12 protein-coding genes are annotated in these 12,363 nt (G+C 71.2%); 7 read left to right on the top strand and 5 right to left on the bottom strand.

Annotation, left to right across the window (positions count from 1 at the left end; all coding sequences use genetic code 11):
* Positions 1–815, bottom strand: an 815-nt coding sequence (locus tag ACOADB_RS09740; protein WP_378597761.1) for a flavin monoamine oxidase family protein, incomplete at its 3' end; no start/stop codon positions are given.
* Positions 816–908: 93 nt separating this feature from the next.
* On the opposite strand from ACOADB_RS09740, the gene ACOADB_RS09735 reads away from it, so the two are divergent.
* From ACOADB_RS09735 to ACOADB_RS09720, 4 genes are all read left to right on the top strand, one after another.
* Entirely contained in the window at positions 909–1,070 is a 162-nt protein-coding gene (locus ACOADB_RS09735; RefSeq protein ID WP_378597760.1) for a hypothetical protein, read from the top strand.
* On the top strand, positions 1,067–2,494 hold the full coding sequence (locus ACOADB_RS09730; RefSeq protein ID WP_378597759.1) for a cytosine permease: 1,428 nt from the start codon (positions 1,067–1,069) through the stop codon (positions 2,492–2,494). Before ACOADB_RS09735 ends, ACOADB_RS09730 begins: the two co-directional genes overlap by 4 nt.
* 31 nt (positions 2,495–2,525) lie before the next feature.
* Positions 2,526–3,392, top strand: a complete 867-nt coding sequence (locus tag ACOADB_RS09725) for a DegV family protein (protein WP_378597758.1) — start codon at positions 2,526–2,528, stop codon at positions 3,390–3,392.
* A gap of 100 nt (positions 3,393–3,492) precedes the next feature.
* Positions 3,493–4,371, top strand: a complete 879-nt coding sequence (locus ACOADB_RS09720) for a helix-hairpin-helix domain-containing protein (protein WP_378597757.1) — start codon at positions 3,493–3,495, stop codon at positions 4,369–4,371.
* Between the two features lie 13 nt (positions 4,372–4,384).
* On the opposite strand, the gene ACOADB_RS09715 is transcribed toward ACOADB_RS09720, so the two are convergent.
* Complete coding sequence (locus ACOADB_RS09715; RefSeq protein ID WP_378597756.1) at positions 4,385–5,419, bottom strand: HPP family protein; 1,035 nt, start codon at positions 5,417–5,419, stop codon at positions 4,385–4,387.
* Between the two features lie 173 nt (positions 5,420–5,592).
* Between ACOADB_RS09715 and ACOADB_RS09710 the strand changes: the two genes are divergently transcribed.
* Together ACOADB_RS09710 and holA are read left to right on the top strand one after the other, a co-directional pair.
* Positions 5,593–7,902 (top strand): DNA internalization-related competence protein ComEC/Rec2, encoded by a 2,310-nt coding sequence (locus ACOADB_RS09710; RefSeq protein WP_378597755.1) that lies wholly within the window; start codon positions 5,593–5,595, stop codon positions 7,900–7,902.
* 28 nt (positions 7,903–7,930) lie between these two features.
* Positions 7,931–8,902, top strand: coding sequence for a DNA polymerase III subunit delta (gene holA / locus ACOADB_RS09705; protein WP_378597754.1), 972 nt, complete (start codon positions 7,931–7,933; stop codon positions 8,900–8,902).
* Between the two features lie 81 nt (positions 8,903–8,983).
* Here holA and rpsT read toward each other — a convergent pair whose 3' ends face one another.
* Positions 8,984–9,244 (bottom strand): 30S ribosomal protein S20, encoded by a 261-nt coding sequence (gene rpsT, locus ACOADB_RS09700; RefSeq protein WP_378597753.1) that lies wholly within the window; start codon positions 9,242–9,244, stop codon positions 8,984–8,986.
* 201 nt (positions 9,245–9,445) lie between these two features.
* Between rpsT and ACOADB_RS09695 the strand changes: the two genes are divergently transcribed.
* The gene (locus ACOADB_RS09695) at positions 9,446–9,910 is read left to right on the top strand and encodes a hypothetical protein (protein ID WP_378597752.1); all 465 of its coding nucleotides are present in this window, start codon (positions 9,446–9,448) and stop codon (positions 9,908–9,910) included.
* A gap of 24 nt (positions 9,911–9,934) precedes the next feature.
* On the opposite strand, the gene ACOADB_RS09690 is transcribed toward ACOADB_RS09695, so the two are convergent.
* Positions 9,935–11,512, bottom strand: coding sequence for a PQQ-binding-like beta-propeller repeat protein (locus ACOADB_RS09690; RefSeq protein WP_378597751.1), 1,578 nt, complete (start codon positions 11,510–11,512; stop codon positions 9,935–9,937).
* Positions 11,513–11,708: 196 nt separating this feature from the next.
* Positions 11,709–12,363, bottom strand: a 655-nt coding sequence (locus ACOADB_RS09685) for a hypothetical protein (RefSeq protein ID WP_378597750.1), incomplete at its 5' end; no start/stop codon positions are given.

Raw genomic sequence — 12,363 nt, 5'->3', positions numbered from 1 at the left:
GGGGAGAAGGTCAGCCGGGCCTGGGCGGGCGGGGTGCCGGTCACCACCACCCGCCGCGCACGGACGGCCGACCTCGCCGTGCGGACGGTTGCTCCCTCGCGGTCCCAGTCGATCGCGGTGACCGGTGCACCCAGCCGCACGGCGTCACCGAGGTACACCGCAGCAGCCCGGGCCGGTGCGTCGGCACCGTCGATGAAGCGGCTGTCCTGGGCTCCGCCGCTCGTACCGAGCAGGGGATCGAGGCCGCCGTTCGCAGCGACGTAGAACAGCACGTGGAACAGCGACACGTCGCGCGGCTCGCAGGCCCACAGGCCCTGGACCACCAGCCGCAACCGCCGGTTCGCATCGGGGGATCCGCCCGCGGAGATCAGCCAGTCCTGCAGTGTGCACGCGTCCCAGGCGGCGATCCTCGGGGTGGCGCCGGGTCGTTCGGGATCGATGTCGGCAGCCATCGTGTCCAGCTGCTCGATGAGCGCTTGGTAGCCGTCGCTGTCGTGGACGCGGGGGAGTGCGCCGCTGGCGTAGGCGACCGGTGCAGAGCCGGGCCACAGCTCGAGGTGTTGTCCGTCGTCGTACGTCGGGAACCGACGACAGCCGAATCGGTCGGCGAAGCGCAGCAGGGCGGTCTGTGCTGGTCCGGCCCACTGGCCGCCGTGATCGATGAGCACGCCGCCCTCGTCGCGGGTCCAGACCCGACCGCCCACCCGGTCGCTGGCCTCGAGGACGCGGACCGTTGCGCCGCCCTCAACCAGGCCGACCGCGGCGGCGAGACCGGCGTACCCCGCTCCGACGACTACGACATCGACGTTCTCCATGTGTTCGCTCCTCCGGGCAAGCCCTTGACAGGTGTGAGTGACATCACGGATCCTAACCTGACTGAACACTCAGTCAAGTTTTAGGAGAGTTGGATGGACGAAGCGATGCGCAAGGAGCTCGAGGAGCGGCTGGCGCTGATCGATGCTGGAGGTGCGGCGGAGGAGCCGCTCCCGCCGCTGCCGCTCACAGACCTGCTGCTCGCGATCGGCGGGCTCGCCGTGCTCACCGTCGTGCTGCTGTGGTGGGCGCTGTGAGCGCCGCGACCGCTGCGCCCGAGGGGCTCGGCGGAGACGCCACCCTCACCGAGCTCCCGCTGCTGCGGCGCGAACGGATCTGGGGCTTCTGGGACTACTCCTCGGTCAATGTCGGACTGGCCATCGCGACGTGGGCATTCCTGCAGGGCGGCGCGGTCGCCTACTACGTCGGAGCCAAGGCAGCCGTCGCGAGCATCGTCATCGGCTACGGCATCAGCGTGCTGCTCGTGTCGCTGGCACCGTGCCTGCCCTGCGGCCGCTACGGGGTCGAGCAGTTCGTCTCGATGCGGAGCGTGCTGGGGGAGCGTGGTGCCCGGGTCCTGATGGTGGTCATGTCGGCCCTCCTCGCCGCTGCGTGGTCAGCAGTGCTGGCGATCATGTGCGGCCACGCGCTCGCCAACGTGACCAACCAGCTCTTCGGCACCGAGCTCACGTCGGGGTCCGGCGTGGTCAGCGTCCTGGCGCTGCTCGCGCTCGCCGCGTCCTGGGTGATCGTGTCCCGAGGACCCCGCTCGATCGAGCTGGTCAACCGGTTCGTCGCTCCGGGGCTGATCGTGGTCACGCTCGTCATGCTGGTCCTCGTCTTCACCAAGGTCAGCTGGACCGAGCTCACCGCGGCCCCCGCACTCGACCCGTGGGGCGACAGTCGCCTCGACTTCGTGCTCGCAGTGGAGCTCAACATCGCGGGCGGGTTCGCCTGGTGGCCCAACGTCGGGAACCTCGCCCGGCTCACCAAGACCACGCGCAGCGCGTTCTGGCCCAACGTCATCGGCCTGTTCCTGGCCTCGGTGGTGGCAGCGATCGTCGGCGTGTTCGCAGCGCTGGCCCTCGGTTCGGAGGACCCGACACTGTGGATGGTGCCGCTGGGAGGTGCCCTCCTCGGCATCCTCGCCCTCGCCTTCGTCGGGATGGCGAACGTGACGAGCGTCGTGGCGCAGAGCTATTCCGCGCTGGTCGCCATCAAGGGCGGGGGTGGCGCCGTCGTACGACGGATGCCCTGGGCGCTGCTGGCCTGCATCGTTCTCGCGCCGGCCGCGGTCCTGGTCTTCTTCCCGACCACCGTCTACGACAACTACGCGCGGTTCGTGTCCTGGGGTGCGATCGTGGTCGCTCCGTTGTGCGCCGTCCAGCTCGTCGACTTCTTCTTCCTGCGGCGTCAACGCCTCGACCTGAGGGACCTCCACCTGCCGGCGGCGGAGTCCCGCTACGGGTTCCTGGGTGGCTGGAACCCGATTGCGATCCTCGCGCTGGTGCTCGGCGCCATCACGTACGCGCTCCTGCTCAATCCGGTCACCTACGAGCCGGCAGGCTGGTTCCCCTACGTGACTGCTTCCCTGCCTGCGTTCGTGGTCGCCGGGACGGCCCACTACGTCGGCACGCGGCTGGTCCTCCTGCGTTCGGCCTCATGGGGCGGCTACCGCTGAGGTTCGGCGCGGGGCCAGATAACCTCGGCGCATGTCGATCGCCATCGTCACCGATTCGACGGCACACCTGCAGCCCGGCGCCGAGGAGGCGTGCGGTGTGACGGTCGTGCCGTTGCAGGTCGTCATCGACGACGAGGTGTACGACGAGGGATCACCCGAGGCGACGCCGGCGAAGGTGGCGGAGGCGCTGCGTGAGAAGCGCGCCGTCAGCACGTCGCGCCCGCCGCCGGCGGTGTTCTCCGAGCTCTACGCGAAGCTCGCGGACGGCGGGGCGACCGAGATCATCTCCATCCATCTCTCGGCCGAGGTCAGCGGCACGTTCGAGTCCGCAGTCGTCGCCTCCCGCAACGCGCCGGTGCCCGTGACGTGCATCGACACCCGTCAGGTCGGTATCGCCATCGGCTATGCCGTGGAGTCGGCAGCCGCAGTGCTGGAGGCCGGCGGTACGGCGGCCGCAGCGGCGGAAGCGGCACGCAACCGCGCGGCGGCGGCGACGTCGCTGTTCTACGTCGACACGCTCGAGTACCTCCGCCGCGGTGGCCGGGTCGGTGGTGCGGCAGCCGTCTTCGGTGGTGCCCTCGCGGTCAAGCCCCTCCTCGGGATCGTCGATGGAGTGATCGAGTCCCGCGCGAAGGTCCGCACGTCGGGCAAGGCGATCGCCCGACTCGAGGCGATGGCCATCGAGGCGGCTGGTGACCACTTCGTCGAGCTGTGCGTCGCCCACCTCGAGGCCGAGGATCGCGCCGCGGCCCTCGCCGAACGCCTGGCGGATCGCCTGGGCGAGCAGCTCGTGCCGACCCGGGACGGACGCCGCGTGCGGCGCATGGAGTTCGGCGGAGTGCTCGGCGCCCACGTCGGCCCCGGCATGCTCGCTGTCTGTGTCGCCCCACTGACCTGACGACCACCAGTTGTCCACAGCCTGCCTGGGCTGACGGTGTTGTCCACAGGTGTGAGGGCGAGGGCCGCGGCGGTCGGTGAATCCTGCCTACCGTGCGGACATGCATCCACGACTCGCGTTGATCGCCGACGGACTCGCGCCGCCCGCCGATCCTGACGAGACCCCGGTGGCGTGGTGGGCCGACCACACGCGGGTGGCCGAGACCCCTCCGCCGGCGCCTCCGGCGGAAGCGGCGGAAGCGGCGGAAGCGGCGCCACCCGCCCTGCCCGTGCCGGGTCGGCATGCGGCCCGACGCCGGGTGCGGCTGGTGCCGAGCGGGCTCCCGACACTCGCACCCGCGCACGTCGCCGTGGTGGCCGTGATGGTCGCTGTTGCCCTGGCCGTGACGACGTGGTGGGTCGCCCGGGACCAGCCCGTCGGCACGGCAGGTCCACCGGCCACGGCGGGGGAGTCGGTGGAACCGCTGCTCGCCGCCGCGACACCGGGCGCGTCACCGGGCGCGTCACCGGGCGCGTCACCGGGCACCTCACCGGGTGTGGCCGAGGGCACCGTCACCGTCGATGTCGCCGGCAAGGTACGACGCCCGGGCATCGTCGTACTCGACAAGGGGGCGCGGGTGACCGATGCGCTCTCGGCTGCCGGGGGTGCCAAGCGCGGCGTGGACGTGACGTCGCTCAACCTGGCGCGCCTGCTGGTCGACGGGGAGCAGATCGTCGTGGGTGTGCCGGGTGCTGCGCCTGCTCCTGCGCCCGCCAGCGGAGGTGCGGTCGCGCCGGGAGCGACCGGGCCACTGGTCAATCTCAACCTCGCGAGCCAGACCGAGCTGGAAGGGCTGCCGCAGGTCGGGCCGGTCACCGCCCAGTCGATCATCGCGTGGCGCGAGCAACGGGGCGGGTTCACCAGCGTCGACGAGCTCCTCGAGGTCGACGGCATCGGCGAGAAGACGCTCGAGCGACTCGCGCCCTACGTGACGGTCTGACCGGGTGGGTCGCTCAGGAGGCGCCGAGCAGCGCCCGGTGCAGCACCGCGATCAGTTCGCCCCTGGTGATCATCCCGACCAGGCGCCCGTCGTCGTCGACGACCGGCACGTTCTTGTAGCCCTCCGTGGTCATCATCGGCACCAGGTCGGCGACCGGCGTGCTCTCCAGGATGGTCGTGACCTCGGGCCGCATGATCGAGTCGACGGTCTCGAGCTCCACGAGGTCGCGGGTGAACAGGTCGATGATCGACAGCACCCCGATCACGCGGCGTTCGCTGTCGATCACCGGGAGCGTCTTGACCTGGCGCTGCACGATGAGGGCACGCGCCCGGTAGATCGACTCGAACGGGTGGGCCACGGCCACGTCGGTGTTCATGATCCGGGAGACGGGGATGGAGCCGAGGCGCCGGTCGAGGGCGTGGGTCTCGGCGTCGCGCACGATGGCGACGATGTCGGCGGGAAGCACGTCGAGGCGGTCGGCGAGGCGCTTCATCGCCTCTTCCACGTCGGGCGTGGTGATGCCGAGCTCACTCGCGGCGGTGGTCGGCGCGGGCGCGGGCGGTCGGTGGGGGTACCGCCGGCCGGTCAGGTTGTTGACCGCGATCGCGATCACCAGGAGCGCGAGGGTGTTGACGGCGACCGGGGTGAACACGAACAGCGGACCCTGGTCGGCGATCGCGGGCGTCGCGGTCGCGGCCAGCAGGGCGCAGGCGCCGCCGGGTGGGTGCAGGCAGTTCAGCAGCATCATCACGCCGATCGCGGCGCCGACACCGACCGCTGCAGCGATCAGGACGTCATCGATGAGCCAGTGCGCGACGAGACCCACGGCGGTCGAGATCAGGTTGCCGCCGACCACCGGCCACGGCTGGGCGAGCGGGCTCGCCGGTACGGCGAACAGCAGGACGGCGCAGGCACCCATCGGGGCCACGATGAACGGCAGCATCTCGGGCCCGCCGGGCACCGCCCGTGCCGTCGCGCCCGCCACCGCGATGCCCAGCAGGGCTCCCGCGGCACCCCGGGCCAGTTCGGACGTCGAGTAGCGGCTCACCCGTGGAACCCTAGGGCGTGTCTCCTTACTCCACGCCTGCTGCGCGGTCTTTCGGACTCGATCTGGCGGCGTTGTCGGAGACTCGACGGGCCTCCGGCCCGCCTTCGCTCCTCCGCCTTGCCAGATCGGCCCGAAAGACCGCTCGCTACGGCGTCGAGTAAGGAGACACGCCCTTGGGCGTAGCCGTGCACCACGACTTCCGGATGCCCGCGCTCGGTGCGGCCGCGTGGGGTGCCGGTGTGGGGGCGGCGGTCCTGGGATCGTCGGCGGTCTGGCTGCTCGTTGCCCTCGCGCTCGTGACCGTCGGAACCGTTGTCGGCCGTGCCCGCCTGGCGACCGCGGCGCTGCTCCTGGCGGCAGCGGTCGTGACGAGCACCCTGCTGCGCCACGCCTCGGTCTCGGCGAGTCCGCTGCACCACTGGGCCGAGGACCGGGCCACTGCGGAACTGGTGGCGACAGTGGTCTCCGACCCGCGGCGGGTCGAGGGGCAATGGGGCGACCAGGTCGTCGTACGACTGCGGGTGGAGGAGGTGACCGCGCGCGGTGCCCGGCAGCGACTGGGTGGCACGGTCGTCGTGCTGGGCGACCCGGCGTGGGCGGAGGTGACGCTGGGGGAGCGCGTGGTGGCCAAGGGACGCCTCGCGCCGTCCGACCGGGCCGAGGAGGCGGCGCTGCTGACCGGCGCGCGGCCACCGGTCCGGATCCGTGGACCTGATGCCTGGTGGCGGGCGTCGGCGGCCCTGCGGGCCTCGATCCGTGAGGCGGTCTCCCACCGGCCGCCCGACCAGGCAGGCCTGGTGCCGGCGCTGGTCGACGGGGACGACGCCGGCCTGCCCGCTGCGGTGGAGGAGGACTTCCGGACCACCGGACTGACGCATCTCACGGCGGTGAGCGGCACCAACCTGACGCTCGTGGTGGGGGCACTCCTGCTGCTCGCCCGCGCTCTCGGTGTACGACGACGCTGGCTCGTGCTCGTCGGCCTGCTCGGGATCGTGGGGTTCGTCCTCCTCGCCCGCACCGAGCCGAGCGTGCTCCGGGCGGCCGCGATGGGCACCGTCGGACTGTTCGCGTTCGGTCCCGACGGACGCCGTCGCGGCCTCCGGGCGCTCGGGGTGGCGGTGACTGCCCTGGTGCTGGTGCAACCGGCGCTGGCCGTGTCGGCTGGCTTCGCGCTCTCCGTGCTCGCGACAGCCGGCATCGTGCTGCTCGGGCCGCCCTTGTCGGAGGCGCTCGCTCGCTGGCTTCCACGAGGCCTGGCCGAGGCGATCGCCGTACCGACCGCGGCGCAGCTGGCGTGCACACCGGTCGTCGCGGTGCTGTCCGGCCAGGTGAGCCTCGTGGCGATCGTGGCGAACCTGCTGACCGGGCCGCTGGTGGGTCCGGCGACGGTGCTGGGCCTGCTCGGTGGCCTCGTCGGTCTCGTCGTGCCTGTGCTGGGCCGGGTGTGCGGCACCGGCGCCGGATGGTGTGTCGGCTGGATCATCGCGGTGGCCCGCCATGGTGCGGCGCTGCCGGGCGCCACCATCGGGTGGGGCACCAGCGCACTCGCGATTGCCGTCCTCGTGGTGTTGTGCGTGCTGGTGGCCGTGGCCCTGCCGGCGGTCCTGCGGCGACGCGGGTGGGGTGCCGCCCTCGGCGTGGGGTTGCTCCTGATCGTGCTCGGCGTCCCCGGCCGGATCTGGTCGGCCCCCGGATTCGGCTGGCCGCCCGAGGGCTGGGTGCTGGTGGCCTGCGATGTCGGGCAGGGCGACGGACTGGTGCTGTCGGTCGCGCCGCACACCGCGATCGTGATCGACGCCGGGCCCGACCCGGACGCGATCGACGGCTGTCTCGACCGGTTGTCGATCGACCGGATCCCGTTGGTGGTGCTCACGCACTTCCACGCCGACCACGTCGACGGGCTCGAGGGGGTGCTCCGCGGCCGCCGTGTCTCCGCGATCGAGACGACCCCGGTCCTCGATCCGCCCGAAGCGGTCAGCCAGGTCCAGCGGATCGCCGATGCGGCGCGGATCCCGGTCGCGCCGGCGTCGTACGCCGCCACCCGGAAGTACGGCGCCGCGGTGCTCCAGGTGCTGCACCCCGACATCCCGGTGCCAGTGGAGGGTGCCGGCGACGGGAGCTCGGCCAACGACGCCAGCGTCGTGCTGCTGGTGGAGGTGGCGGGCGTACGGATCCTGCTCACCGGCGACGTCGAACCGCCGGGCCAGGCGGAGCTCGCGCGCCTGGTCCCGGACCTCGACCTCGATGTCCTGAAGGTGCCGCACCACGGCAGCACGCACCAGGACTACGACTGGCTGGCGTCCCTCGATCCCGAGGTCGCGCTCGTCTCCGCAGGTGCCGACAACGACTACGGCCACCCTGCACAGCGTGTCGTCGAGGCGCTCGAAAGGGTCGAGGCGGAGGTGCTGCGGACCGACACGAGCGGAGACCTGGCGATCGTGGTTGACGGCGACGGCGTGATCACCACCGCCACCCGGAGGTGACGTCGGAGGCGTGTGGGAAGGTGGGCGCATGCGGGCCGAGGACGTGTTGGGACGGGTCATCCTGGTCACCGGCAAGGAGGAGTTCCTCGGAGCGCGCACGGTCGATGACGTCAAGGCCGCGGTCCGTGCGTTCGACCCCGAGACCGAGTTCGCCGACAGCGCGGCCGCCGACCTGACGCTCGCCTCGCTCGGCGAGATGTCCGCCCCGTCGTTGTTCTCCGCCATCCGCTGCGTCGTGGTGCGCGGCTTCGAGAACCTTCCGGACGAATCGGTCGAGGGCGTGCTGAGCTACGCCGCCGCGCCGGTCGAGGACGTCGCGCTGGTCCTGGTCCACGGCGGCGGCCCCAAGGGCAGCGGCGTGCTGACCAAGCTCCGCAAGCTGCCGGCCGTCACCGAGCACAAGTCCGAGGAGCTCAAGCCGTCGGACTTCCCGGCCTTCGTCGCCAACGAGGTACGACGATGGGGCGCCACGATCGAGCGCGACGCCGCCGACGTGCTGATCGAGTCGATCGGCCGCGACCTGCGCTCCCTCGCGGGCGGTGCCCACCAGCTCGCCAACGACTTCCCGGGGGAGCGGATCAGCGAGGCGCAGGTGAAGCGCTACTTCGGTGGCCGTGCGGAGGCCAAGTCCTTCGCCGTCGCAGATGCCGCGTTCGCCGGGCGTGACCGGGCCGCGCTCGAAGAGCTGCGCTGGGCCCTCGACGCCGGGACGCCGGCGGTGCTGGTCACCTCGGCCTTCGCGGGCAGCGCCCGCGGACTGGCGCGGCTGGTGAGTGCGCCACGCGGGATGCGGGACGCGGACCTGGCTCGCGAGGTCGGCGTGCCCCCGTGGAAGCTGCGTTCACTGCGCGATCAGGCCCGCGGCTGGAACGAACCGGGACTGGCCCGCGCGATCCGCGCGGTCGCCCAGGCCGACGCCGACATCAAGGGCGCGGCCAGCGACGCGTCGTACGCCCTCGAGCGGCTGGTGCTGACCATCACGTCGCTCCGTCGCGGCTGAGCGGCGCCAGGGTCGCTGCGGGAAAACGGAAAGGGAGCCCTCGCAGAGCGAGGACTCCCTTGTACTCCGGACCGGAGTGGATCAGAGAGAAGCAGCCTTCTTGGAGATCGAGGACTTGCGGTTCGCAGCCTGGTTCTTGTGGATGACGCCCTTGGACGCGGCCTTGTCGAGCTTCTTGGTGGCCTCGCGCGCGGCGGCGATGGCCTTGTCCTTGTCGCCGGCCTCGGCGGCCTCACGGAACTTGCGGATCGCAGACTTCAGACCGGTCTTGACGGCCTTGTTGCGCTCGTGCGCCTTCTCGTTCTGCTTGTTGCGCTTGATCTGGCTCTTGATGTTCGCCACGGTTAACTGCCTCTGTGTCGTATGAGAATGCTGGTCTGGTCCGGAGTGCGTGCCCCGGTGGGCCGTGCCCGAGGGGCAGGCGACAACACAGGAGACGCGACCAGTAAGGCTAACAGCGGGGGAACACCGCCCCAAATCGGGCGAGGCGCCCGGCCGGACCGGGTGTTGTGCTCAGCAGGGACAGTCTGCGAGATTGCGCCCGTGCCCGCACCCTCGACGCCGACCTTCCCGCTCGGTGCCCTCATGATCCTGCCCGGCACCCTCTTCTGGGTCTTCGTGATCCTGGGTGCGACCCGGGAGGACAACCGGTTCGTCGCCGCCGCGTTCGTGGTGGGTGGGGCCGGGCTGGCCGTCTTCGCCGTGCTCAAGACGCGTGAATCACGCACCAGACGCGCCCACCGGGAGCGCGCGATCGAGTCCGGCACCCGTACGACGGCCCGGATCGCCGCCACCCGGGTGCGCGGCAGCCTCAACAACGACCCGTACGTCGTCTTCACCCTCGACGTGGCGCCGGAGTCGGGGAAGGCGTACCGCGTCGAGCTCACCGAGCTGGTCTCCCAGCTCGCGATCCCGCGGATCCTGCCGGACACGGTCATCGACGTGTGGGTGCACCCGGACGACCCGAACTTCGTCGTGATCGACCCGGCCGCGCTCGGTCGTGGCTGAGCACGGCCGGGTCGATCAGGACGGTCAGTTCGGGAGGCCGAACGCGTACAACTTGTTGTTCGGGGTGCCGAACCCGAAGTTGCTGTACCCCGAGCCCCAGTAGACGGTGCCGTTGGAGATCGCAGCACCGGACAGGCACGAACCGCCGCTCGCGAACTCCCACAGGATTGCCCCCGTCGCCCCGTTCATCGCGTACATGTGGCCGGCGGGGTCGAGGGAGCAACCGAACACGATGCCGTTCGCGGTCGTCACCGGCCCGGAGGTGCCCCCACCGTGCGGCGGGGTCTTCTGCCACAGGACCTGGCCGGTCACGGCGTCGAGTCCGCTCCACACGCCGGCGGTCGTCACCGCGCCGCCGGGGAGGGTCCAGGGCACGAGGTTGCTGTTGGCGTTCGCCGTGTAGATGCGGCCCCGGTCGACGGCCGAGCCCCACTGCAGGCCGCCGGCCGTACCTCCGGGTCCGGCCTGGGTGACCCAGCGAACCGCTCCGGTGGCAGCATCCAGTGCCCAGTACTGGCCGCTCTTCTGCCCGGCTCCGACGACATCGACCGACTTGCCTCCCGGGGGCTTGACGGTGAAGAGCGAAGGCGCCTGACCGAAGTCGTAGTCGGGTCCTGCCGGGTCGGGGCAGAGGTCACCGTCCCCGAAGAACGGGATGCAGTCGACGGTCCACGCGTCGTACGGAATCGCCCGGGTCACCCACTTCACCGCGCCGGTGGTCAGGTCGAGCGCCAGGATCGAGTCGAAGAAGTCGTTGGCAGGCAGGCATGCCGCCTGCGCCGAGCTGCTGCCCGCCTCCTTGACGCACTCGAGCACTTCGGGGGGCACCGAGTAGTTGTTGCCGGTGGCGATCAGCACCTGGTGGCGCTTGGTGTCGATGGCCGGCGAGCTGCCCCACACTGCGTTGCCGGTGTAGCCGGTCGGGGCCATGTAGGTCTTCCACACGATGGCGCCGGTGGCCACGTCGATCGCCAGCATGCTTCCGCGGAACGAGAGCTCATAGCCCGGAACGAAGGCAGCGAGCGCTTCCTCCTGGGAGGCGACGCCCACGTACAAAAGGCCGTTGAAGACGGTCGGGGACTGCGTGATGATCGCCGCGGGATGCGCGTCCGCCACGGTGCTCCAGACGAGTTCACCGGTGGCGCGGCTGAACGCCATCACCTTGCCGCCGGGGCCGCCGCCGGGCGCGAGAATGCTGCCCTGCGTGCCCACGATCACCAGGGACTCGGTCACGGTCGGCGTCGCACGTGCCTTGTCGAACGGAACGCCGCTCGCGGCCGGGATGCTCGTCCTCCACTCCTGGGCACCGGTCTTCGCGTTGATCGCGTACAGGTTGCCGGCCCAGTCGGGCACGTAGACGTGGCCGTTGTAGACGGCGGGCGTCGCCGACACGTCGCCCCCGGTCGTGAACTCCCACTTCTTCGTGAGCCCACTGACGTTGCTGATCGTCAACTTCGACTCGGACGGCTGTGACCGGGTGTTCCGGTAGTCGCCCCCAGCGTTGGTCCAGTTGGCCCCTCCGGGTGCGGCATCAGCAACCGTCAGCGGGATGAGCAGGAGCGCCGCTGCGGCGGCGCCCATCGACATCAAGCTCTTTCTCATGGTCAACGACTCCCTCGGTTGGGATCCGCCGATGGCAGACCCTCGGGCCCGAGAGCCTCGGCGCCGACCGAGGTGCCTTCGACAGTAACCCCGCTGGAATCGCACGGACTGTCCTCACAAGTGAGTACGGCGCGCGCTGCGCCGGCCTCGGAACGCGGGGCTGTGGAGGGCTCGGGTTGACCGGGGCTTGTGAAGTTCAGTCGGCGCGCCGGGTGCTCCCGTCGGCGAGGTGCACGGTGTACGACCACGTCTCGCCCTCGGGGTTGTCGCTGCTCTGCGGAACTGCTGGCCACCACGCGGCGAACCGGCCATCGACGACCGAGGCCTCGAAGTCGGGAACCGAGGAGGTGTGCACGGTGACACCGGTGACGCCGCTGCCCACATGGCCTTCGACCCAGAAGACCTCCCCGTCGTCGGTCGTGTTGGACATGGCCGACGACTCGTCGATGCGGCCGGGCCCGGGAGTCAGGGGCGCCGATGCGTCCGGGTCGTAGCTCCCGAAGAACCCCTCACGGTCGCCGGGGTCCTCCCCATCTCCGAGCAGGTCGTTGGGCATCAGGCAGATCGCCTCGGCCTCGGGTCCGGCGAGCAGGACGTAGGTCCATTCGCCACGTCGCTCTGCCAGCACGACGCGCTCCCCACGGTCGGGTACGGCCAGTGCGGCGCGGCAGGTAGCGCCGGCCGCATCTGCGTCCGCGTCCGTCAGGGGTTCCGGTGTCGCCGTCCACGACCCGTAGGCGTTGCCTCCGCCAAGCAGCAGAACAGGGACGGCCACGCCGGCGGCGCCCGCCAGGCCCGCCGTCACCAACAACCGATTCCGGCGCGGGCGGTCCGGGTCCGCCGGGACGACT

Source organism: Nocardioides sp. CPCC 206348 (assembly GCF_048654705.1).
Lineage (GTDB): Bacteria > Actinomycetota > Actinomycetes > Propionibacteriales > Nocardioidaceae > Nocardioides.
This window is presented reverse-complemented; position numbering and strand designations above follow the sequence as displayed.